This window comes from Variovorax paradoxus, assembly GCF_000834655.1.
Taxonomy (GTDB): domain Bacteria; phylum Pseudomonadota; class Gammaproteobacteria; order Burkholderiales; family Burkholderiaceae_C; genus Variovorax; species Variovorax paradoxus_F.
In genome coordinates this window covers 29,804-51,531 of sequence record NZ_JXQQ01000048.1, presented here as the reverse complement: position 1 = coordinate 51,531, position 21,728 = coordinate 29,804, and the positions used below count along the sequence as shown (strand labels likewise).

Sequence of the window (21,728 nt, the reverse complement as noted above, 5' to 3'; positions counted from 1 at the left end):
CAGATAAAGAAAAAACCGCCACAGTGACCTGTGGCGGTTTCGTATCCGGCCGGGCCGGGCAGAACGAAGCGGGTTATTGGCCCGCGATGATCTGCGCGATCAGGCCGGTCGCAATGGCGGCGAGCACGTAGTCACCACCCACGCCGACCCACTGGTAACCGCGCGGCGGCGGCTGCAGGCGGTAGGCGCGGTAATCGTTCACCACGTAGTTGCGGCCACGGTACTCGGCCGGCACGCGGCCACCACGGCGCCACTCGGAATGCGGCTGCGGGAAGCCACGGCGATCGAACTGGCGACCGTCGCGGAAGTCCTGGTTGCCGCGGTAGTCGCGGTGCGGACCCCGGCGATCGAAGTTGCGATCGCCCCGGTCGTTGCCGTGACGTTGCTCGACACGTCCATTGCGGTCGTCGCGCCCGTCACCGGGGCGTCCGTCGAAGCGGCGGTCTTGCGCGAAGGCGCTTCCCGCGGCCATGCACATCGCGAGCGCCGCAACAGCGACGGCCATGCTCTTTGAATTGATGATCATCTGGAACTCCTTCATGCGTTGATGACGAGTCCATTGTGTGCCGCCGTTGTGTCTGCTCAGAGCACTTCAGGTCATGGTCAGGTGAAATCAGGTAAGCACCGGTATCGCAGCGGCGCGTTGTCCTTCACGCAGGTGCGTAGCGATTGACGACGACGCCGCATTCGTAGCCCTTCGAGCCCAGCAGCCGCAGCGCATGTCCTTTGCGCTGGTCGTGAAACACCGAGCGCCCGCCGCCCACGGCCGTGGGGTTCACGAAGAACTGGAACTCGTCGACCAGCTTCTCGGTGACAAGCGACGACGCGAAGCCGACGCCGCCGATGACGAGGATGTCCTTGCCCTCTTTCTTCTTGAGCGCATTCACCTCGTCGATGAAGCCACCTCGCGCGATGGCGGTGCGCTCCCAGCGCGATGCCTTCAGCTTGTCGGTGAGCACCACCTTCTGAGCGAAGGCGAACTGCGGGTTCGCCGGATGGTTTTTCGCGGCGCGGCCCCAGTGGTCGAGGTAGCCCTCCTCCACGATCTTGCGGCTCAGCAGGATGGTGTCGACGCCTTCGAAGACCTGGTTGAAAAACGCCTTCAACCCGTCGTCCCAGGCCCAGCGATCGCCCCAGCCCCAGACCTGCCAGTCGAGGCTGCCATTGGCGGGCGAGACATACCCATCGACGGACATCTGCATCTGCAGGATGAGCTTTCGCATGGAGGCACTCCTTGGGTCCGATGGAGAAACTGCTCTTGAAATGCAATCGGTTCGCAGTATTCGTAAACCGATGCAAAAATGCAAGCAGTTTTTCAAACGCACCGGAATCCCGATGGCCACTCAACAGAAGTCGCTCTGCCCGATCAACCTCGCGCTCGAAGTCTTCGGCGACCGCTGGAGCCTCTTGATCGTTCGCGACATGATGTTTGCCGGCAAGCGGCATTTCAGGGAGTTCCTGCAGTCCGAGGAAGGCATCTCCTCGAACATCCTGACCGAGCGCCTGGGCAAGCTCGTCGAGCAGGGCGTGCTCAGCAAGACCAACGACCCCACGCACAAGCAGAAGGCCATCTACAGCCTCACGCCGATGGGCATCGACCTGCTGCCGGTGGTCACGCAGATCGGCATCTGGGGGCGCAGGCACACGCCGGCAACCAAGGAAAGCGGTGCGCCCGCGGCGGCGCTCGAGAAAGGCGGGCCGCCGCTGCAGAAGAAGATGCAGGCGGCGCTGCGCAAGGCGCACCTGGGCCGTGCGAACACGGCTTCGGCGGCCTGAGCGGCTCAGCCCCCGACCACGCTGTTAACCTGGTCGCTGCGCGCGCCGTGTTTCACGTGCAGGTCGACCGGCGGCAGGTCGAGCTCGATCAACGCGCCATGCGTGCTGGCAAGGTCGAGCACGCCGGTGGACTTGGGCTCCTCGGTGTGCAGCACCACCGCGTAAGGGCCTTCGCCGCGCGCCACGAGCCGCTGTGCAAGCGCATCGCCGCCCTGCTTCTCGACGGCAGCGTTCTCGCGCGGCGACGACAACACGAGCACGCTGCCGCCCAGCGCGACGACCGCCACGCGCACGTTGCTGCCGGGCACGGCCACCGGCTCGCCGATGTGCGTGGCGGCATCGTCGGACACGGTGCCCAGCAGTGCGCGGTAGCGCGCCAGCGTGGCATCGAGGTCGCGTACCGCGACCGCGAGGCTCGCCACGCCGAGCGTCCCGTTGGCGTGCACGCGCGCCTCGCCTTCGGGCACGCGCAGGTTGCGCGGCGTGAGGTCGCCGCACAGGAAAGGCAGGTCGGCCGAAGGCGCGCGCGCCGTCTGCCAGCGCAGGCGCTCGCCGTCGGGGCGCACGCGGCCGCCGTCGAGCGGGCCGTCCAGCACGAGGCCCCGCGCCTTCGCATCGGCCACGGTGATCGCGGTGTCGCGCGGCAGAAGCGCGAAATCGACGATGCCTTCGCCGTGCCGCTGCAGCAGTTGCCACCAGCGCTCCGAGGGCGAGGGCTCGCGCCAGGCGATCAATTCGAAGTAGCTGCCGTCATCGAACACCACCAGCGCGTTGTGCGTGGCGCGGCCGGGATGGTCGCCGCCGCGCACCACGTGAAAGCCGAGCGCGCCGTAGTCGGCGATGGTGCGTTCGAGGTCGTGCACCGCGATCACGATGTGGTCGAGTTTCAATGCCATGGTGTGTGTTCCCTGTGTTCGTTCGTTCAGGAGGCGGTGCGGGCAGCGCCCTCCCCGCCGAGGTAGGCATCGCGGATGCGCGCATCGGCCAGCAGTTCGCGCGCCGGCCCCGAGAGCACGATGCGCCCGGTCTGCAGCACGTAGCCGTGGTGCGCGATCTGCAGCGCGAGGCTCGCGTTCTGCTCGACCATGAAGACCGAGACGCCCTGCCCGTTGATGCGCGCGATCAGTTCGAGCACCTTGTCGACGTACAGCGGCGAAAGGCCCATCGTCGGCTCGTCCATGCAGATGAGTTGCGGCCGGCCCATGAGCGCGCGCGCCATCGCCACCATCTGCTGCTCGCCGCCCGAGAGCGTGCCGGCCTGGAACTCGATGCGCTCGGCCACGCGCGGAAAGAGTTCGAGCATGCGCTCGAGGTCGTCGGCCACGGCCTTGCGGTCGCTGCGCGCGTAGGCGCCCATCAAGAGGTTCTCGCGCACGGTCATCGCCGGGAAGAGGCGCCGCGCCTCGGGCACCGAGCCGATGCCCTTTCGGATGATCTGCGGGGTGCCCAGGCCGAGCATCGATTCGCCGTTGAAATTCACCTCGCCCGAACGCGGCTTGAGCAGGCCGAGCACGATCTTCATCGTGGTCGACTTGCCGCTCGCATTGCCGCCCAGCAGGCTGACGATCTGGCCCTTGCGCACTTCGATGTCGAGGTCGAAGTGGGCCTGCACGGGGCCGTAGAAGCTGTTGACCTTCTTGAGTTGGAGCAGGGGGTGCGTGGCGTCGCTGGAAGCGGGCGCGCTCGTGCGTTCGGGCAGCCCCTCGCCCCAACCCTCTCCCCGAAGGGGCGAGGGCGCAAGAAGGCCGGTGCGGGCGACGGTGGCGATCATGCGGGAACCGCCTCTGCCTGTGTTTGACCTACGTGCCGATGGCCGAGGTAGGCCTCGATCACGGCCGGGTCGTTGCGCACTTCATCCGGCAATCCTTCGGCGATCTTGCAGCCGTCGTCGAGCACGGCGACGCGGTCGGACAGCTGCATCACGAGGTCCAGCTTGTGCTCGATCAAGAGGATGGTCTGCCCGCGCGACTTGAGGCCGCGAATGATCTCCAGCATCTCCGCGGTCTCGCTCTCGTTCATGCCGGCCGTGGGTTCGTCCAGCAGCAACAGGCGCGGCTTGAGCGCGAGCGCGCGTGCGATCTCGACGCGGCGGCGGTTCGCATACGACAGGCTGTAGGCGGGATGGTCGATGCGCGGCGCGAGCCGCTCGCCGAAGAGCGCCACGATGTCGAGTGCGTCCTTGCGCAGCGCCTCTTCTTCGCGTCGCACGGCCGAAGGCTGCAGCAGCGCGAGCGCCAGTTCGGCCAGCGCGCCCAGGCCCGGCACGCCGCCCACGCGCGGTTTCACGGCGCGCAGCCGCGTGTGTGCGCCGACCAGCACGTTGTCGAGCACCGAGAGGTTCGCGAACACGCGGCCGTGCTGGAAGGTGCGCGCGAGGCCGCGTTGCGCGAGCTGCTGCGCGGGCAGGCCGGTGATGTCCTGCCCCTCGAACAGCACCTGCCCCGCATCGGGCCGGTCCAGGCCCGTCACGAGGTTGAAGAGCGTGGTCTTCCCTGCCCCGTTCGGCCCGATCACGCTGAGGAGCTCGCCCTCGCCCACCTGCAGGTCGACCGCGTTCACCGCGGTCAGCCCGCCGAAACGGCGCGTGAGACCCTTGATCTCAAGCAGCGAGGGCATCGCCCGCTTCCTGCGGCGCATTCGCCGCTTCCGCCTTGGAATTGACGAGCTTCACCTCGGCGCGGATCGTCTGCGGATTGCGCAGCAGGTTGAGGATCGGGCAGTTGCGCTCCACCGCCTCGAACAGCGCGTCGATCTCCTCGCGGCTCGCGGGCGAATCGATGTGCACCGTGTAGCCGATCTCGTGCGGCCAGATCGGCGTCTTCTCGTGGCCCGGCTTGCCGCCGCGCGGATCGATGAGGCCGGTCACTTCCACCTCGAGGCTTTCGAGCGGCACCTGGCGCTCGGCCGCCTGGATCAGGAAGATGTGCGTGACGCAGGTGCCGAGCACGCCCAGCTGCAGCTCCGGCGAGCTGGGCCCGAGGTTGTAGCCCGCGAAATCGGGCGGGCTGTCGCTGATGACTTGGTGCTCGCGGATGCGCAGGCGCCGCACGCCGCTGCGGCCCTCGGCCTTCACGCTGGCCTTGAGTTGCACGGGCTGCGCGGTGCCTGCTTCGACGGCGGCATTGCGTGCCAGCACGGCGGCGCGCTTCTCGGCGAGGTAGTCGTTGAGGTGGCTCATGGTGTGTGTTCTTTCAGACTGTGCCCAGCAGGCCTTGCGGGCGGAAACGGATCAACAGCAGCAATGCGATGCCGTAGATCAGCATGCGGTATTCGGCAGTCACGCGGAACAGCTCGGGCAGGCTCACGAGCGCCACCGCGCCGAGCAATGCGCCGCTGATGTTGCCGAGCCCGCCCAAGATCACCATCGTGAGCGCGAGGATCGAAATCTGCGAGCCGAAGGTCTCGTGGTTGATGTACGAGTACATGTGCGCGGTGAAGGCGCCGCTCACGCCCGCCGCGAAGCCGCCGAAGCCGAAGGCCAGCGCCTTGTAGCGGTCGGGGCTCACGCCATAGGCGCGTGCGGCCACTTCGTCCTCGCGCACCGCGCGAAAGGTGCGGCCCAGGTGCGAGCGCAGCAGGCGCCACTGCAACAAGGCAAGCAGCACCATCGCGCCGAACGACGCCCAGTAGATGGCTTCGTTCGACGACGCATCGCGGCCGAACAGCGAGAGCGGCGGAATGCCCGAGACGCCGATCGGACCGCGCGTGAGGCTTTCCCAATTGAGGATGGTGAGCGCCACGATCTCGCCGATGCCGAGCGTGGCGATCGACACGTAGTGCCCGCGCAGGCGGAACGCCGGAAAGATCAGCGCCGTGCCGACCAGCGAAGTGAGGATGCCCGCGAGCACGATGCCCGTGCCCACCGGCAGGTGCAGGTCGAGCACCAGCAGCGACGACGCATACGCGCCGATGGCCAGCAGTCCCGCATGGCCGAGCGAAATCTGCCCGATGGTGCCGGCGACGAGCGTGAGGCTCAGCGCGAGCGCCGCATAGAGCCACGCATTGGTGAGCGTCTGCAAGAGATACGGCGACGGATCGAAGAACGGCAGCGCGATCGCCGCGACGAAGAGCGCGAGCAGCAGTCGCCGCGGCACATGCCACGGCTTGCTCGGCGCGATGAAGGTGCCGGTGAGCGGCTCGGGCGGCAGCGCGCGCTTGCGGCCGAAGAGTCCATTGGGCTTCCACACCAGGATCACCAGCAGCAGCGCAAACGCAAAGAGGTTGCGGTAGGGCGTACCGAGGATCGCCACGCCGTAGCTCTCGATCAACCCCAGCAGCAGGCTGCCGACGATGGCGCCCGGCACGTTGCCCACGCCGCCCACCACCGTGGCCACCACGCCCTTGAGCGTCGCCTGGAAGCTCATCGCCGGGCTGATGTTGTTGTAGTACATGCCCACCAGGAGCCCCGAGAGTCCGCCCAGCGCGGCGGCGATGGCGAACACCGTCTGGTTCACCCGGTCGACGTCCACGCCCATCTGCTGCGCCGCGTCTCGGTCCTGCGCGGTGGCGCGCACCGCCCAGCCGAGCTTCGTGAAACGCAAAAAGACGAACAGCACCGCCGCGCTCGCGATGCCGATGCCCGCGATGAGAAGGTCGAGGGCGCCGATGGTGCCGGTGCCGATCTTCAGGCGCCAGTCGGGCAGCTGCGTGGGCAGCGAGCCCGGGTCGGGGCTGAAGACCAACTGCACGAGGATGTCGAGCACGAAGCTGATGCCGATGGTGGCCAGCAGCGGCGCGATGCGCGCGGCACCCTGCAGCGGCCGAAGCCCCACGCGCTCGATCAGCATGCCCAGTGCGCCCGAGCCGAGCACCACCAGCAGGATGGTCAACGGCAGCGGCGTGTGCAGGTAGGTGATGCTCGCCCAGCCGATGTACGCGCCGACCGTGTAGACCGACCCGTGCGCGAAGTTGATCAGGTGCGAAACCCCGAAGATCAGCGCGAGCCCGACCGCCAGCAACGCATAGATGTTGCCGATGATCAGGCCATTGACCGTGTAGTCGAAGAACGAGGCGAAGCTCATTTGGCCGACGCCACCGCCCCTGCCTTCTCGTCGATCTGCGCCCACTTGCCGTCCTTGACCACCAGGTTCACGCTCTTCACGCCGATCACGCGGCGCGTCTGCGCATCGAAGCTGGCCTTGCCGAAGATGACGCTGGGCACGTCCTTGATCTTGTAGAACGCGTCGCGCACCGCCTTTCGGTCGGCCTTCGGGCCGGCCTGGCGCAGCGCGGCGACCGCGTACACCACGGCGTCGTAGGCGTAGGCATTGAAGGCGTCGGGCTCCTTGCTGTATTTGGCGCGGAAGCTCTTCACGAAGTCCTGCACCTCGGCGCGCGGCTCCTCGGGGAAGAAGGCGGTGTTGGTGTGGATGCCGTTCACCGCCGCGCCGCCGAGTTCGATGAACTTCGGCGAATACACCGAGCCCACCGCCGCGATCGGCTGCTTCAACCCCACGCTGCGCACCTGGCCCGCGATGAGCGCGCCGTCGGGGTAGTAGGAGATGAGCACCAGCCCGTCGGGGTTGGCATCGCGCACGCGCACCAGCGTCGAGCGGAAGTCTTTTTCGTCGGGCTGGTAGCCCTCGGCGATGGCGAGCTGCGCGCCGCGCTCCTGCGCGGCCTTCACGAGAACGTCCTTGCTGGTGCGGCCCCAGTCCGTGTTGAGATACAGCACCGCGATGCGCTTGAAGCCCAGCGTCTTCACCGCGAGGTCGGCCAGCAGTGGCTGCGCATCGGCCTGGCTGATTGACGGGCTCCAGATGTAGTCGCCGCCCTTGGTGAAGTCGGGATGCGAGTTGGTGAAGCCCAGTTGCACCAGGCCCGCGCGCTGGTAGATCGGCGAGGCCGCCATCGATGCGGGGCTCGAGAAGTCGCCCAGCTCGATGAGCACGCGCTTGTCGTTCACCAGCTTCTGCGCAATGGCCACCGACTGGCGCGGATCGCTCTGGCTGTCTTCGAAGTTGTAGGCCAGCGGCCGGCCGTGGATGCCGCCCTGCGCGTTGATGTGGTCGAGCGCGAGGTCGAAGCCTGCCTTCCACTGCGCGCCGTACTGCGCGTTCTGCCCGGTGAGCGGCCCGCTCACGCCGAACCATACCGGCTCGCCGGTGGCGGGCCCGGCAAGGGCCGCGAGCGGCGTGGCCAGCAGCACGGCGGAGAGTGCGACCACATGGCGCAGGAAGCGATGGCGATTGAGCAGCGGCATGGTGTCGGGTCCCGGTGATGTATGAGCGTGCAGGGCAACGATTCTTCGCCGCGGCCCTCGGGCGGGGAACGAACAAAAACGGAGAGGCTTATGCGCTTTCCGAGCAAGCAAAGGGGCAATGCCGGCGGGCGTGCCGCCCGCGTTTAAGCTGCGCGCTCCATGAAGCGACGACACCTTCTCCAACTGATGTGCGGCGTGCCGGCTGCGGCCGTCCTGGCCGCCTGCGGCAAGCGCAAGCCATCGGCCGCCGCACTGAAACCCGATGCGCATGTGCTGGCCATCGGCGACAGCCTCACCTTCGGCTACGGCGCGCCGCCCGATGCGTCGTGGCCCGTGAAACTGGGCGAGCTGACCGGCTGGAAGATCGAGAACGCGGGCGTCAACGGCGATACCTCGGCCGGTGCGCTGCAGCGCCTGCCCTCGCTGCTGTCCGCGGGCAGCTACGACGCGATCCTGATCGGCATCGGCGGCAACGACATGCTGCGCGGCGTGTCGGCCTCGGCCACGCGCGACAACATCGCCGCGCTCGTGAGCCAGGCGCGCGAGCACACGCCGCATGTCGCGCTGCTGGCGACACCCGCGCCCGACGCGATGCGCGCGGTCGTCGGTTCATTGAGCGATGCACCGTTCTACGAGGAGGTCGCAAAGTCGGGGCAGGCGCTGCTCGTCGCCAATGTGTATTCGAGCGTGCTGTCGGATGCGTCGCTGCGCTCGGACCGCATCCACGCCAATGCACAGGGCTATGCGAAGGTCGCGCAGCTGCTCGCGGAGCAGCTCAAGGCCGCGGGCTGGTGCTGAGGCTCAGGCGGCCTTCAGCAGGTCGACATAGGCGCCCTGCACGAGCTGGTCGGCACCGATGCCCAGCTGCGCCATGAGCGCGTGAGCCTCGGCCACACCTGCCTCGGCGGACTCGCCCTCTGCCAGCACCACCTCGAGCTCCATGAATTCGCCGAGCCCTTCGACGCGGTCGAGATGCACGCGCGTGCGCCCCACCAGGAACAACCTGCGCTGCTTGCGCACGCGGCCCGCCTGGCCCCAGGCGAGCGTGAGCGATTCGCGCAGCGCATCGGGCGTGGCGCTCGGCGTGATCAGGTAGAACGATTCCTTCGGGCCGCTGCTGTTGGCACGGCGGTAGAAGATCAGCTCCGCGCGATCGGGCGCGAAGGTGCGCAGCTTGAGGCGGTCGGCGCTGTTCTCGCAGCGAAAGAACGTGTCGTCCTGCGCGATCTCGACGGGGCCTGAATCGGCGAGCGTTGCGGCGATGAGCGCCACGCGTTCCACGCTGTCGATGCGGGCCTTGATCTCTATGTTTCTTGCCATGTCGGGTGTCGTTGAATTCTTGTTCAGGGCGCGTGCACAGGCCACCGGGCACTCCCCTCCGCGAATGTCCCCCGGGGCTTCGCCCCTCCTCCTTGATTTCGCTGCGGGGAGCACCCGGTGCCCTGCGCACGATGGGCGCTCGGCTCGTGCGGGCCGATCAGCAAGTGCGCTGAAAGATCACGCTGGCGGTGGGCCCTGTTTCGCGAAATCATGGAGGAGGCGAAGCCGGGGGACATTCGCGATACAGGGCCCACCGTCGGCGCGATCGCCGCCCTGAACAGAGGCCGTGTCGATCAGGGCGCGCTGCCCTGCGGTCCCACAGACGGCGGTGCCGCACGCCCGCTGGAGCCCGGCGAGAGCTTGCGGCCGAAGGCCTCGCCCACGTTGCGCACCGGCCGGCTGGCACGGGCCGACACGTTGTTCACGCCGCGCCGCGTGGCGCTGTCGGCACGGTCGATGCCGCGGCCCGCTGCGTTGGTGCCGCGCTGCACACCGCTCACCACCTTGCTGTCGCGCGGCGGCGCCTTGAGCGTGTGGGCGCGCTGTGCCTTGGGCGGGTTGTCGGCGCTCTGCGCGTGGACGGCGGCAGCAGGCAACAGCAGGAACGCTGCGACGAGTGCAAAGGTGTGCGTGGGCATCTTCATGACGGGTTTCCTTCATCGTCGTTGGCATCGGCGGCCGCAGCGCGCGCCATGCGCTCGCTCTTCCAGTACACGTCGTCGCCGCCGTCCATGCGGTTGAGCACGCGCGCGAGTACGAAGAGCAGGTCGCTCAGCCGGTTGAGGTACTGGCGCAATGCGTCGTTGAGTTCCGCGGTGGCACCGAGCGCCACCACGGCGCGCTCGGCCCGCCGCGCCACGGTGCGGCACACGTGCGCGAGCGAAGCGGCGCGCGTGCCGGCCGGCAGGATGAATTCGGCCAGGCGCGGCAAGGCGGCGTTGTGGTCGGCCAGCGCGTTGTCCAGCTGCAGCAGGGCCTCGGGCTTTAGCAGCGTGAAGCCCGGCATCGAGAGTTCACCGCCGAGGTTGAAGAGCTGGTGCTGCACGTCCACCAGCAACTCGCGCACGGCCTCGGGCATGGGCTCGCACAGCAGCACGCCGATCTGCGAATTGAGCTCGTCCACGTCGCCCATCGCGTGCACGCGCAGGTGGTCCTTGGGCACGCGGGTGTTGTCGCCCAGGCCCGTGGTGCCGTCGTCGCCGGTGCGGGTGGCGATCTGGGAAAGTCGGTTGCCCATGGGTGCTCCTCTGTCTTTGTGTTTATGCGGAAACCGTCGAGGCGTCGATCTTGCCGGCCAGCCATTGCAGGCCCGCCAGATGCTGCTGGTCGTGGCTGCAGAGGTAATGGACGAGGCTGCGCATCGTGAGTGGACCGTAGCCCTCGAAGACGGCCGTGCGGGCGAGTTGCGCATCGGTCAGGCTCGAGACGATCTCCATCGTCTGCACGCGTGCGAGGCGGAAATCGGCCAGCACCTGCCTGGCGTCGGCGGCGCCGTAGTTGCGCTCGATGGCGAGAGGCTCGCTGTCGATCGAGGCCAGCGTCGGGCGGTTCTCCAGCAGCGTGCGCCGCAGGCGCACGTGGTAGCCCTCGATCTCGATGTCGCGCACATGGCAAAGCTGTTCGATGGCGGTGAAGGCCTCGCTGGGCACGCCCTCCCACGAGGGCGGTGCCCAGTGCCGGAAAGCCTCGGGAATGGCCGCGTAATGGGCCTCCAGCTGCAAGGGGAAGGCCGCGAGGGCGCTGAGGGTCGTGGGGTTCATCATTTTTTCCGAAGCGCATTATGGTGCTCGCTCCGTAAAATGGCCGATCCCCCTCACCCGTCTGGAGACTCCCAATGAACGCCCCGACCCAAACCTCGCACCTGATGCCGGAGCTTCATCTGCGCGACGTCCCCGCCAGCCTGATCGAAGGCCTCAAGTCGCGCTTCGGCGCCAACTGTTCCACGGCGATGGCGGTGCGCACCCAGCACGGGCGCGACGAGTCGTCGTTCGACGCACCGCCGCCCTCGGCCGTGGTGTTCGCCGAGAGCACGCAGGACGTGGCCGATGCCGTGAAGCTCGCGAGCGAGCACAGCGTGCCGGTCATTCCCTTCGGCGTGGGTTCCTCGCTCGAAGGCCACCTGCTCGCGGTGCAGGGCGGCATCAGCATCGACGTGTCGCGCATGAACAAGGTGCTGTCGATCAACGCCGACGACCTCACGGTGACGGTGCAGCCGGGCGTCACGCGCAAGCAGCTCAACGAAGAGATCAAGAGCACGGGCCTGTTCTTCCCCATCGACCCGGGTGCGGACGCTTCCATCGGCGGCATGACCGCCACGCGCGCGAGCGGCACGAACGCGGTGCGCTACGGCACGATGCGCGAGAACGTGCTGGCGCTCGAAGTGGTGACGGCCGCGGGCGAAGTCATTCGCACCGGCACGCGCGCGAAGAAGTCGTCGGCAGGCTACGACCTCACGCGCCTCATGGTCGGCAGCGAAGGCACGCTGGGCGTGGTCACCGAAGTCACGCTGCGCATCTACCCGCTGCCAGAAGCCGTGTCGGCCGCAATCTGCTCGTTCCCGAGCATCGAGGCCGCGGTGCGAACCACCATCGAGACGATCCAGCTGGGCGTGCCGATCGCGCGCGTGGAACTGATCGACGTGAACACGGTGCGCATGGTGAACGCCTACGCCAAGCTGAACCTGCGCGAAGAGCCGATGCTGCTGATGGAATTCCACGGCTCGCCCGCCGGCGTGAAAGAGCAGGCCGAGACGGTGCAGGAACTTGCGAGCGGCCATGGCGGCAATGCCTTCGAATGGGCCAGCACGCCGGAAGAGCGCACGCGGCTCTGGACCGCGCGGCACAACAGCTACTTCGCGGCCGTGCAGTCGCGCCCGGGCTGCCGCGTGATTTCCACCGACACCTGCGTGCCGATCTCGCGCCTGGCCGATTGCCTGCTCGACTCGGTGGCCGAAGCGGATGCGAGCGGCATCCCCTACTTCCTCGTCGGCCACGTGGGCGACGGCAATTTCCACTTCGGCTATCTGCTGGACCCCAACATCCCCGAAGAGCGTGTGAAGGCCGAAGCGCTGAACCACGCGCTCGTGAGCCGCGCGCTGGCGCTCGAAGGCACCTGCACCGGCGAACACGGCGTGGGGCTGCACAAGATGGATTTCCTGGTGACCGAAGCGGGTGTCGGCGCGATCGACATGATGCGCACGATCAAGCGCGCGCTCGACCCGAAGAACATCATGAATCCCGGGAAGATCTTCAGCCTCTGATCCATCCGCCTCACACGCAAAAAAAGCCCGGCGGCTCGCGAGAGCGCCGGGCTTTTTGATTGTGACGCGGCCCTGAGGCCGGCGATTCTTACTTGCGGCGACGTGCCGGTGCCGGCTCCGGCGGCACATAGGTCTGCGACGGCGCAGCGCCGCCATCCACGCCGAGCCGGCCGCCACCGCCGAGGCCCTGGCCGCGCACGGTCTGTGCCTTGTAGTTGCGCAGCGAACGGACCATCTGGTTGAAGGCGTCCATGAACGCGGCAGCAATCACCTTGCCCTGTGCGGTGTTGGTGTAGCCGCCGAGGCCGCCGGCGCCGCTGCGGCCAGCCAGCCCGCCGAACGCGCCGAAGTCGGTCTTGGAGGCGCTGCCTTCGGAGGCCGCCACCTGCACGCCCGAACGGTTGTCGATGAGGGTCAGGAGCGCGCTCGCTTCCTTGGTCTGCATGCTGCCGCCGATGGCTGCGAGCGCGCGGCCACGGCCGCCGCCCACGAGGCCGCCGAGCGCGCCGCCGATGCCGCCGGCATCGCTGTTGCTGAACACGATTTCGGGCGACAGGCCGTAGTCGGAGGCGACCATCTGGCCGCGGCCGAAGTTGCTGCCGCCGCGCATTTCACCCGACTGCTGCAGTGCGCGCTCGCGCGTCATGGCGTTCATGCCGGCCGCACCGCGCTCGACCACGATGAAGCAGTTCGACTGCTGCACCAGCAAACGCAACAGGTTTGCAGTAGGCGGCAGGCGGTATTCGCCGGTAAGGATGGTGTACCAGCCGGCGTTGACGTTCTCGATGAGGGACACCGTGCCAAGCGGCGATTCGCAGCGCTCGAGCTGGCTGCTCTCGCCGGCGGTGGACGAGCCGGCGGCGCTGCCGGTGGCCATGGTCTTGGCCGACTGGCTGCCCATCTGCATGTCGGTGGTCGCGCAGCCGGTGAGGAGAAGAGCGCCGACGGCGATGGCCGCGAGCGGGAACTTGGTGAACGTCATGACAGGGACTCCCTCTGTTTTCAGATCTGGGGTTGGAAAAAACCAGCGGTCGAGGATACGCGCAAAGGATTACAGGAATCAATCAAACGAATGCCCCATCCCGATTTCAAAACTAGGCCGTTCGGCGGATGCGCTCGATCAATCCGTTGAGCGCTTCGATGGAGCCGAAATGGATCGCCAGCTCGCCGCTTTCGCCGCGTTTCGTGCGCTTCTTGATGCGCACCTCGACCTCGGCGGTGAGCAGGTCGGCCAGCTCTTCTTCCACGCGCTGCAGGTCGCGCGACTTCTCGCCGGCGTTGCCCCGGCGGGAGGGCGTCAAGGTGAATTCGGCCGCCAGCTTCTTGACCAGCGCCTCGGCTTCGCGCACCGACATCTTCTTGGCGGCGATCTGGTTGGCCGCGGTGATCTGCGTGCCGCGGTCCAGCGAGAGCAACGCGCGAGCGTGGCCCATGTCGATGTCGCCGGCCATCAGCATCAGCTGCGCGGGTTCGGCCAGGTTCAAGAGGCGCAACAGGTTGCTGGCCGCGCTGCGCGAGCGGCCCACGGCCTGCGCCGCCATTTCGTGAGTGAGCCCAAACTCGGCGACCAGGCGTTGCAGGCCTTGGGCCTCTTCGAGCGGATTGAGGTCTTCGCGCTGGATGTTCTCGATCAGCGACATGGCCGCGGCGGCCTCGTTGGGCACGTCGCGCACCAGCACCGGCACGCTGTCCAGCCCCGCGAGCTTTGCGGCACGGAAGCGCCGTTCGCCCGCGATGATTTCGTATTCGGCGTTCTTGGCGGCAGCCGATTCGGCATCGAGCCGGCGCACCAGGATCGGCTGCATGATGCCCTGCACCTTGATGCTCTCGGCCAACTCATAGAGCGCGCCCTCGTCCATGCGCGTACGCGGCTGGTAGACGCCGGCCACCATCTGGTCGAGCATCAGCGTGGTCGGGTTCGGCGGCGCGGCGCCCTCCTCCGTGCCCGCATTGCTTTGGTCGGCGGCAGGCCCGGCCGTTGGGCCGAGCAGCGCTTCGAGTCCGCGGCCGAGGCCCTTGGGTTTCTTGGTCGCCATCAGTTCTTGTCTTTCGAAATATCGTTCAGGAGTTGCCGGCCTTCGGGCCAGTCGCCCAGGCCGGATTCGGCGTTCAGGTGGCCGCCCTTGCCGGCGTCGACGAAGCGTGCGCCCCAGTCCCTGGCCAGCTGCTGCGATCGCGAGGCCTCGCAATACGGATCGTCGTTCGCGGCAATCAGCACCGAAGGGAACGGCAGCGGCTGCCGCACGATCGGTGCCCAGCCGGGAATCAATTGCCTAAGATCGTCGCGCTCCAGATCACCGGGGGCCACCAGCAATGCGCCGCGCACCTTGTGCGTGTTGCGCGAATGCGCGGCCCAGGCGGCGACGAGGATGCAGCCGAGGCTGTGCGCGGCAAAGGCGACAGGACCGGGTGCCGCCAGCACTTCTTCCTCGAGCCGCGCGGACCAGTCGCCGCGCAACGGCCGCATCCATTCATGTTGCTCGACCCGGCGGTCGCCATGGATCGACTCCCAGATGGTCTGCCAATGGCCGGGGCCGCTGTTTTGCCAACCCGGCAACAGCAGGATGCGGGAAACTGTCATTTGCTACGAACTTGATAGCGCCATGCCGATTGACGGCAGGCGTCAGAGGCTTTTTTCGGGGGTGGAATCGGATGCGGGCGCGGGCGCCAGCACGTCCTCGGGAATGGCCAGGTCCGGCGCGATGCGCTCGACCGGCGCAATCGGCGGGGCAACGGCACCCGAGGCAAAGGCACTCGCAGGCGGCAGCTTCTCGACCAGCTCCTGCGCGAAGGCGATGAAGGCCTGGCTACCGCGAGCGGCCGGATCGAACACCACGCCAGGCAAGCCATAGCTCGGTGCTTCGGCCAGCCGGACATTGCGCGGGATCACGGTATCGAACACCTTGTCGCCGAAGTGGGACTTGAGCTGCTCGCTCACCTGCTGCTGCAAGGTGATGCGCGGATCGAACATCACGCGCAAGAGACCGATGATCTGCAGGTTCTTGTTGAGATTGGCGTGCACCTGCTTGATGGTGTTGACCAGATCGGTCAGCCCTTCGAGCGCGAAGTACTCGCACTGCATCGGCACGATCACGCCATGGGCGGCGCACAGGCCATTGAGCGTGAGCAGGCTCAGGCTCGGCGGGCAGTCGATCAGCACGAAGTCGTACTCGGCGCCCACCGCCGCCAGCGCGGTGCGAAGGCGCTTTTCGCGGCGGTCGAGCGCCACCATTTCCACTTCGGCGCCGGCCAGTTCGCGGTTGGCGCCCAGGACGTCGTAGCTGCACCCGCCTTCGATCAGCTTGTCCGACTTGACGCGCGCCTCGGCGACGGAGGCCGATTCGAGCAGCACGTCGTACACCGTCAGCTCCAGCTCGCGCTTGTCGATGCCCGAACCCATGGTCGCATTGCCTTGGGGATCGAGGTCGATCATCAGCACACGCTGCCCAACCTTGGCCAGGCCGGCGGCGAGATTGACGGTGGTGGTGGTCTTGCCGACGCCGCCCTTTTGGTTGGCAATGCAGAAAATCTTGGCCATGTCAGTTCTGGAAATCGATCAGCGCGAGATCGCAAGCTTGACGCCGAAGGCGATCAGGAAAACGCCAGCAAGCTTCTCGAGCGTGCCGGAAATACGGCGATTGGCACGGATTCGCTCGGCAAGAAAGTGCGTGAGCAGCGTCGAGGTCAGGCCGTAGAGAAAGGTCAGCGCCGCAATCGTCACCGCCATCGCGCCGAAAGTGACCAGCCCCTGGTGACGGGCCGGATCGACGAACAGCGGGAAGAAGGCCATGTAGAACACGATAGCCTTCGGGTTCAGCAAGGTGATCGTGAATGCCTGGCGGAAGAAATGGCCGGGCTTGATGTTGAGAATCGGCGCCGAGCCGGGCTTGGCCAGCAGCATCTTGATGCCGAGCCACGCGAGGTAAGCAGCGCCCAGCCATTGCACCGCCTTGAACGCGGTCGGGTAAGCGGCCAGAACCGCCGACACCCCGGCCACCGCAGCCCATAAAAGGCACTGGTCACCGACGATCACGCCTGTGGTCGCTGCCAATCCACCGCGAATTCCGCCTTTGCTGGTCGATGTGATCAGCGCCAGATTGCCCGGACCGGGAATCAGGAGGAACAGGATGATGGCGGCGACAAACGCGCCGTAGTCAGCGATGCCAAACATGGAATTTGCCTCGAAGAAGAGAGCCAAGGGGGAGGCGTCGAGTCTAAGCGAGGCCAGCGCGCGGAGGGCCGTTCGGGCGCCGGCTTTTGCCGGCGGCGCCGCATCTTTTACGGAATCAGACGGGGTCTTTGCGCGCCCAGACGATGCAGCGCTCGGCATCAAGGCCCGGAACCACCAGTTGTTCCACGTGAAACACAGCCACTTCTGGAGGTAGACCCGCGAGTTCGTCGCTGGGATTCTTGCCCTTCATGGCGAGCCAGACGCCATCCGGTGCCAGCAGTTGCTTCGAGCCATTGAAGAAATCCGGCAACGAAGCGAATGCGCGCGAGCTGACCACGTTGTAGCTGCCCTCCAGCAGTTCGACCCGTGCATGCAGCCCACGGAGATTGGGCAGTTCGAGCTCCGCAGCCACTTGCTGGACAAAGGCGGCCTTCTTGGCGACCGCATCCAGGCAGCTCACATCGATGTCCGGCCGCATGATCGCGATGATCACACCCGGCAGTCCGGCGCCCGAGCCCACGTCGAGAAGCTTGCCCTTCTCCGGATATTGCCGCTGCAGCGGTGCAATGACGGCCAAGCTGTCGAGCAGGTGGTGCGTCATCACCCCGGCCGGATCGCGCACCGCTGTCAGGTTGTAGACCTTGTTCCACTTCAGCATCAGCGTGCCGTAGGCCAACAGTTGCTCGGCTTGGCGACCAGACAACGCAACGCCGAGCGCTGCAGCGCCTTCGCGCAGCGTATCGATGGGCGCGCTCATCCTGCGGACTGCGGCTCGGTGGCTGCTTCCGTGGCGGCATCACGGGCGAAGGCTTTGTGGCCGCCCTTGCGCAGATGGATCATCAAGAGCGAAATGGCCGCGGGCGTGACGCCGGAGATACGCGAAGCCAAGCCCAGAGTTTCAGGCCGGTGCTTGTCCAGCTTCTGGCGCACTTCAAAGCTCAGCGCCTTGACCTGCCCGTAGTCGAAATCGGCAGGCAGGCGCAGATTTTCGAAATGGGCAGCGCGCTCCACTTCGTCGTGCTGGCGCTCGATGTAGCCCGAATACTTGGCTGAGATCTCAATCTGCTCGATCTCTGTTCCGCTCAAAGTCGACGCGGCACTGTACTTGCCGCCATCCAGGGACATGAGCGTTTCGTAGTTCACATCAGGACGGCGCAGCAGGTCGGCGAGGTTGTATTCGTGCTCGATAGCCTTGCCTAGCACCCGCTCCGACTCGGCCGCCGGCAGGTTGCGCGGATTCACCCAGATCGACTTGAGGCGCTCTGTTTCACGTGAAACAGCGTCGCGCTTTCGGCTGAAAGCGTCCCAGCGCGCATCGTCCACCAAGCCCAGCTTGCGCCCTGCTTCGGTCAGGCGCATGTCGGCGTTGTCCTCGCGCAGTTGCAGGCGGAACTCGGCGCGGCTGGTGAACATGCGGTACGGCTCGGTCACGCCCTTGGTGATGAGGTCATCGACCAGCACACCCAAATACGCTTCGTCGCGGCGCGGCAGCCAGGCATCTTCGCCACGGCATTGCAGCGCGGCGTTGATGCCGGCAAACAAGCCTTGCGCCGCCGCCTCTTCGTAACCGGTCGTGCCGTTGATCTGCCCCGCAAAGAACAGGCCCTTGACCGAGCGGGTTTCGAAGCTGCTCTTGAGTTCGCGCGGATCGAAGTAGTCGTACTCGATCGCGTAGCCCGGCCGCAGGATGTGGGCGTTCTCCAGCCCCGGCATCGAGCGCACGAGCTGGTACTGAATGTCGAACGGCAGGCTGGTCGAGATCCCGTTCGGGTAGTACTCGTTGGTCGTCAGGCCTTCGGGCTCGAGAAAGATCTGGTGGCTTTCCTTGTCGGCAAAGCGGTTGATCTTGTCTTCGACGCTCGGGCAGTAGCGCGGACCGACACCGTCGATCTTCCCGGTGAACATCGGGCTGCGGTCGAAGCCGGAGCGGATGATGTCGTGCGTGCGCGCATTCGTGTGCGTGATCCAGCAGGCCATCTGGCGCGGATGCATGTCGGTGCGGCCCATGAAGCTGAACACCGGCATCGGCCCTGCCCCACCGGGCATGCCGTCGCCGGGCTGCTCGGTGCACTTCGAAAAGTCGATGCTGCGGCCATCGAGCCGCGGCGGCGTGCCGGTCTTGAGGCGGCCTTGCGGCAGCTTCAGTTCCTTCAGGCGCGCCGACAGGCTGATTGCCGGCGGGTCGCCGGCGCGTCCGGCCTGGTAGTTGTCGAGGCCGACGTGGATGCGGCCGTCGAGGAAAGTGCCCGCAGTCAGCACCACGGTGCGCGCGCGGAAAGCGATGCCCACCTGCGTGACGGCGCCCACCACGCGATCGCCCTCCACCATCAGGTCGTCGACCGCTTGCTGGAACAGGCTCAGGTTCGGCTGGTTTTCCAGGCGATGGCGGATTGCGGCCTTGTACAGCACGCGGTCAGCCTGCGCGCGGGTCGCGCGCACGGCCGGGCCCTTGCTCGAATTGAGAATGCGGAACTGGATGCCCGCTTCGTCGGTGGCAATTGCCATCGCGCCGCCGAGCGCATCCACCTCTTTCACGAGATGGCCCTTGCCGATGCCGCCGATCGACGGGTTGCAGCTCATCTGCCCCAGCGTCTCGATGTTGTGGGAGAGCAGCAGCGTCTTGGCGCCCATGCGTGCAGCGGCGAGCGCGGCTTCGGTGCCGGCGTGGCCACCGCCGACGACGATCACATCGAATTCTTCGGGGTACAGCATTTGAAAGAGGGGCGCACTACTGAGACGCGTGCGCTGCGCAAAGGGGGCACCGATTTTAATCGGCGATGCCGTCTTGCGCCCGTTGTGTGGGCAAGCTAGAGGGCAAAGCCAAACCGCCCGCCACTGCCCGTGGCGACTGGATAGTATGCTATATATTTAATAGCAAACTATCGTTGTCAGGCGGCGGTTTCCGTGAGTTGTGTCACCGGCACTGGCTTTTCGATGCCGACCAGCGCACCGCTCGGCGCCGGGGCGGCCGGGGGTGCAACGCTTTCGTCCTGCAGTTCGCGCACCACCAGTTTCTTGTCCGTCATGCGCACCGCGCCGAAGATCGTGCAGAAGGCCACGTCCTTGGCGTCGCGCCCCGTGCCCACACGAACCAGCCGGTCGACGGGTGCCATGCGCGTTGGATCGAACAGCACCCACTGCCCACCGAGCCAGGCTTCGAAGACAGCATGGAAATCCTGCGGCGGCTCGTCGAACCACACATAACCCACCACCAGCCGCGCAGGAATGTTGAGCGCGCGGCAGAAGGTGATGCCCAGGTGCGCGAAGTCACGGCACACGCCCGCGCGTTCCACGAACACCTCGCGTGCGGTGGTCGTCGAGTCGCTGCTGCCGGGTTCGTAGGCGATGCTCTCGTGGATCCAGTCGACGATCGCCTGCACGCGGCCGATGCCCGGCGGCAACTCGCCGAAGAGTTGCTGCGCGCAACGGGACATCAAGTCCGATTCGCAATAGCGCGTCGGCATCATGTAATGCAGCACCTCGTCGGGCACTTCGCTGACCGGCACCTCGCGCAAGTCGAGCGGCACGTGGACGTGCGAACGCTGCACGGTCGCCCTGTAGCCGATCTTCAGCGGCCCGGGCTTGGCATCGAAGCGGATGAAGCGGTTGCCGCTGCCCTCGTCGCAGAACACCTGCATCTCGGTCGGCGGCTCGATCGTGAGGGTCTCTTCCACCACCGCCTGTGCGCCGGCGCGAGCGGCCTCGATGTTGAGCAGCATGTGCGCAGGCGCCGTCACCTCGTAGTCGAGTTGCGCGTCGATGTGTGAAATGTGCATGGGGATCTCTTCAGGCCTGTCGTCGCCGCGTGCGGTGTTCGGGCAATTGCCAATGGGTCTGCGTCACGAGCAGCACCCGCACCACGCGGTGCGCGGGGCTCTGCAGCAGCGTGTCGAGCGACCGCGCCTGCGGCCACTTCGTCTTCAAACGCAGCATCAGTCCAGCGCCTTCTTCACAGCGCCCACGCCCAGCGCGGCGAGCACAACGAACAGCACGGCCAACACGAGGAACAAGCCGAACAGCAGCTTGGCGATACCGGCCGCTCCCGCAGCCACGCCGCCGAAGCCGAGCAGGCCCGCCACGAGGGAGATGACCGCAAAAATGATTGCGTACTTCAACATCCGAAACTCCTTGCAGCAGGCCTCGCCCACCGTGGGCAGGAGCTTAGAAAGCGGGCCGCTCCCGCCCGATAGTCACGAGCCCCAAGCCGCCGTAGGACAAAAACGCGACGACCTCAAACCCGCTAGCATCCGCCTCGGTTTCACATAAAGATCACCTCGTCATCCACATCCATTTCCCCTGGAGTCATTTCGCATGAAGTTGTATTACTCGCCCGGTGCCTGTTCCCTCTCGCCCCACATCGCGCTGCACGAGGCCGGCCTCGCCTTCGAGCCCGTGATGGCCAGCACCAAGAGCCACAAGCTGCAGGACGGCACCGACTACTACGGCATCAACCCGCTGGGCTACGTGCCGATGCTCGAACTGGACGACGGCGCGCGCCTGCGCGAAGGCCCGGCCATCCTGCAATACATCGCCGATCTCGCGCCCACCAAGAACCTCGCGCCGGCCAACGGCACGATGCAGCGTTATCGCCTGCAGGAGTGGCTCACCTTCATCGGCACCGAGATCCACAAGGGCTACAGCCCGCTGTTCAACCCGAACATGCCCGAGGAAGCCAAGACCATCTTCAAGGACAAGCTCAAGTCGCGCTACGAATGGCTCGACGGCCAGCTCGCCGACAAGCAGTACCTGATGGGCGAGCATTTCAGCGTGGCCGACGGCTACCTGTTCACCGTGACCAACTGGACCAAGCCGACCGGCGTGGACCTCTCGCCCTTCGCCAACGTGCAGGCCTGGCATGCGCGCGTCGCGGCCCGTCCGGCGGTGCAGGAAGCAATGAAGGCCGAAGGCCTGCTGAAGTAAACCGAAGCACACAGAAGCAGCGAAGCGACCGGGCCCTCCTACGGGAAAACCCGGTCCGCTTCAGCCACAAGCCGCACGAT

General features: G+C 66.6%; 26 protein-coding genes. 4 read left to right on the top strand and 22 right to left on the bottom strand.

Annotated features, from left to right (window positions below; genetic code table 11):
* Window positions 1-73: 73 nt before the first annotated feature.
* Window positions 74-526: an RcnB family protein gene (locus RT97_RS20510; protein ID WP_042580664.1), complete on the bottom strand. Its 453-nt coding sequence runs from the start codon at window positions 524-526 to the stop codon at window positions 74-76.
* Window positions 527-650: 124 nt separating this feature from the next.
* Window positions 651-1,223, bottom strand: coding sequence for a dihydrofolate reductase family protein (locus RT97_RS20505; RefSeq protein ID WP_042580663.1), 573 nt, complete (start codon window positions 1,221-1,223; stop codon window positions 651-653).
* Between the two features lie 112 nt (window positions 1,224-1,335).
* Here RT97_RS20505 and RT97_RS20500 point away from each other — a divergent pair, with 112 nt between their 5' ends.
* Complete coding sequence (locus tag RT97_RS20500) at window positions 1,336-1,776, top strand: winged helix-turn-helix transcriptional regulator (RefSeq protein ID WP_042580747.1); 441 nt, start codon at window positions 1,336-1,338, stop codon at window positions 1,774-1,776.
* 5 nt (window positions 1,777-1,781) lie between these two features.
* Here RT97_RS20500 and RT97_RS20495 read toward each other — a convergent pair whose 3' ends face one another.
* The 6 genes from RT97_RS20495 to RT97_RS20470 are packed head-to-tail and all read right to left on the bottom strand — an operon-like array spanning window position 1,782 to window position 7,978.
* Entirely contained in the window at window positions 1,782-2,672 is an 891-nt protein-coding gene (locus RT97_RS20495; protein WP_042580662.1) for a VOC family protein, read from the bottom strand.
* 26 nt (window positions 2,673-2,698) lie between these two features.
* Window positions 2,699-3,547 (bottom strand): ABC transporter ATP-binding protein, encoded by an 849-nt coding sequence (locus RT97_RS20490; RefSeq protein ID WP_253278277.1) that lies wholly within the window; start codon window positions 3,545-3,547, stop codon window positions 2,699-2,701.
* Window positions 3,544-4,392, bottom strand: coding sequence for an ABC transporter ATP-binding protein (locus RT97_RS20485; RefSeq protein WP_155403850.1), 849 nt, complete (start codon window positions 4,390-4,392; stop codon window positions 3,544-3,546). Before RT97_RS20485 ends, RT97_RS20490 begins: the two co-directional genes overlap by 4 nt.
* A complete protein-coding gene (locus RT97_RS20480) occupies window positions 4,376-4,954 on the bottom strand; it encodes an OsmC family protein (RefSeq protein WP_042580660.1) in 579 nt (192 codons plus the stop codon). The genes RT97_RS20485 and RT97_RS20480 overlap by 17 nt, the downstream gene beginning before the upstream one ends.
* Window positions 4,955-4,967: 13 nt before the next feature.
* Entirely contained in the window at window positions 4,968-6,797 is a 1,830-nt protein-coding gene (locus RT97_RS20475; protein ID WP_042580659.1) for an ABC transporter permease, read from the bottom strand.
* Window positions 6,794-7,978, bottom strand: coding sequence for an ABC transporter substrate-binding protein (locus RT97_RS20470; protein WP_042580658.1), 1,185 nt, complete (start codon window positions 7,976-7,978; stop codon window positions 6,794-6,796). Before RT97_RS20470 ends, RT97_RS20475 begins: the two co-directional genes overlap by 4 nt.
* Window positions 7,979-8,137: 159 nt before the next feature.
* Here RT97_RS20470 and RT97_RS20465 point away from each other — a divergent pair, with 159 nt between their 5' ends.
* Window positions 8,138-8,776, top strand: a complete 639-nt coding sequence (locus RT97_RS20465) for a GDSL-type esterase/lipase family protein (RefSeq protein WP_042580657.1) — start codon at window positions 8,138-8,140, stop codon at window positions 8,774-8,776.
* Window positions 8,777-8,779: 3 nt separating this feature from the next.
* Here the strand turns inward: RT97_RS20465 and RT97_RS20460 are convergent, their stop codons facing one another.
* The 4 genes from RT97_RS20460 to RT97_RS20445 all read right to left on the bottom strand — a co-directional run bounded on the left by RT97_RS20460 (window position 8,780) and on the right by RT97_RS20445 (window position 11,058).
* The gene (locus tag RT97_RS20460; protein ID WP_042580656.1) at window positions 8,780-9,298 is read right to left on the bottom strand and encodes a class IV adenylate cyclase; all 519 of its coding nucleotides are present in this window, start codon (window positions 9,296-9,298) and stop codon (window positions 8,780-8,782) included.
* Window positions 9,299-9,591: 293 nt separating this feature from the next.
* Entirely contained in the window at window positions 9,592-9,942 is a 351-nt protein-coding gene (locus RT97_RS20455) for a hypothetical protein (protein ID WP_042580655.1), read from the bottom strand.
* Complete coding sequence (locus tag RT97_RS20450) at window positions 9,939-10,535, bottom strand: cob(I)yrinic acid a,c-diamide adenosyltransferase (protein WP_042580654.1); 597 nt, start codon at window positions 10,533-10,535, stop codon at window positions 9,939-9,941. The genes RT97_RS20455 and RT97_RS20450 overlap by 4 nt, the downstream gene beginning before the upstream one ends.
* Before the next feature lie 22 nt (window positions 10,536-10,557).
* On the bottom strand, window positions 10,558-11,058 hold the full coding sequence (locus RT97_RS20445; RefSeq protein ID WP_042580745.1) for a DinB family protein: 501 nt from the start codon (window positions 11,056-11,058) through the stop codon (window positions 10,558-10,560).
* A 74-nt stretch (window positions 11,059-11,132) separates the two neighbouring features.
* Here RT97_RS20445 and RT97_RS20440 point away from each other — a divergent pair, with 74 nt between their 5' ends.
* Window positions 11,133-12,557: an FAD-binding oxidoreductase gene (locus tag RT97_RS20440; protein WP_042580653.1), complete on the top strand. Its 1,425-nt coding sequence runs from the start codon at window positions 11,133-11,135 to the stop codon at window positions 12,555-12,557.
* Between the two features lie 88 nt (window positions 12,558-12,645).
* On the opposite strand, the gene RT97_RS20435 is transcribed toward RT97_RS20440, so the two are convergent.
* The 10 genes from RT97_RS20435 to RT97_RS20395 all read right to left on the bottom strand — a co-directional run bounded on the left by RT97_RS20435 (window position 12,646) and on the right by RT97_RS20395 (window position 20,846).
* A complete protein-coding gene (locus RT97_RS20435) occupies window positions 12,646-13,539 on the bottom strand; it encodes a CsgG/HfaB family protein (protein ID WP_042580652.1) in 894 nt (297 codons plus the stop codon).
* 112 nt (window positions 13,540-13,651) lie between these two features.
* Window positions 13,652-14,593 carry a ParB/RepB/Spo0J family partition protein gene (locus RT97_RS20430; protein WP_042580651.1) on the bottom strand — a complete coding sequence of 314 codons (942 nt, stop codon included), beginning with the start codon at window positions 14,591-14,593 and terminating at the stop codon, window positions 13,652-13,654.
* Window positions 14,593-15,138 carry an RBBP9/YdeN family alpha/beta hydrolase gene (locus tag RT97_RS20425; RefSeq protein WP_042580650.1) on the bottom strand — a complete coding sequence of 182 codons (546 nt, stop codon included), beginning with the start codon at window positions 15,136-15,138 and terminating at the stop codon, window positions 14,593-14,595. Before RT97_RS20425 ends, RT97_RS20430 begins: the two co-directional genes overlap by 1 nt.
* Before the next feature lie 42 nt (window positions 15,139-15,180).
* The gene (locus tag RT97_RS20420; protein WP_042580649.1) at window positions 15,181-16,095 is read right to left on the bottom strand and encodes a ParA family protein; all 915 of its coding nucleotides are present in this window, start codon (window positions 16,093-16,095) and stop codon (window positions 15,181-15,183) included.
* A gap of 18 nt (window positions 16,096-16,113) precedes the next feature.
* On the bottom strand, window positions 16,114-16,728 hold the full coding sequence (locus RT97_RS20415; RefSeq protein ID WP_042580648.1) for a LysE family transporter: 615 nt from the start codon (window positions 16,726-16,728) through the stop codon (window positions 16,114-16,116).
* A gap of 115 nt (window positions 16,729-16,843) precedes the next feature.
* Window positions 16,844-17,485: a 16S rRNA (guanine(527)-N(7))-methyltransferase RsmG gene (rsmG, locus tag RT97_RS20410; protein WP_042580647.1), complete on the bottom strand. Its 642-nt coding sequence runs from the start codon at window positions 17,483-17,485 to the stop codon at window positions 16,844-16,846.
* Complete coding sequence (gene mnmG, locus RT97_RS20405) at window positions 17,482-19,440, bottom strand: tRNA uridine-5-carboxymethylaminomethyl(34) synthesis enzyme MnmG (protein ID WP_042580646.1); 1,959 nt, start codon at window positions 19,438-19,440, stop codon at window positions 17,482-17,484. Before mnmG ends, rsmG begins: the two co-directional genes overlap by 4 nt.
* A 176-nt stretch (window positions 19,441-19,616) precedes the next feature.
* Complete coding sequence (locus RT97_RS20400) at window positions 19,617-20,504, bottom strand: transglutaminase-like domain-containing protein (protein ID WP_042580645.1); 888 nt, start codon at window positions 20,502-20,504, stop codon at window positions 19,617-19,619.
* Window positions 20,505-20,514: 10 nt separating this feature from the next.
* The gene (locus tag RT97_RS33485; RefSeq protein WP_172672234.1) at window positions 20,515-20,661 is read right to left on the bottom strand and encodes a hypothetical protein; all 147 of its coding nucleotides are present in this window, start codon (window positions 20,659-20,661) and stop codon (window positions 20,515-20,517) included.
* Entirely contained in the window at window positions 20,661-20,846 is a 186-nt protein-coding gene (locus tag RT97_RS20395; RefSeq protein ID WP_013538518.1) for a DUF1328 family protein, read from the bottom strand. Before RT97_RS20395 ends, RT97_RS33485 begins: the two co-directional genes overlap by 1 nt.
* Before the next feature lie 193 nt (window positions 20,847-21,039).
* On the opposite strand from RT97_RS20395, the gene gstA reads away from it, so the two are divergent.
* Window positions 21,040-21,648 carry a glutathione transferase GstA gene (gene gstA, locus RT97_RS20390; protein ID WP_042580644.1) on the top strand — a complete coding sequence of 203 codons (609 nt, stop codon included), beginning with the start codon at window positions 21,040-21,042 and terminating at the stop codon, window positions 21,646-21,648.
* The last annotated feature ends 80 nt before the right edge of the window (window positions 21,649-21,728 follow it).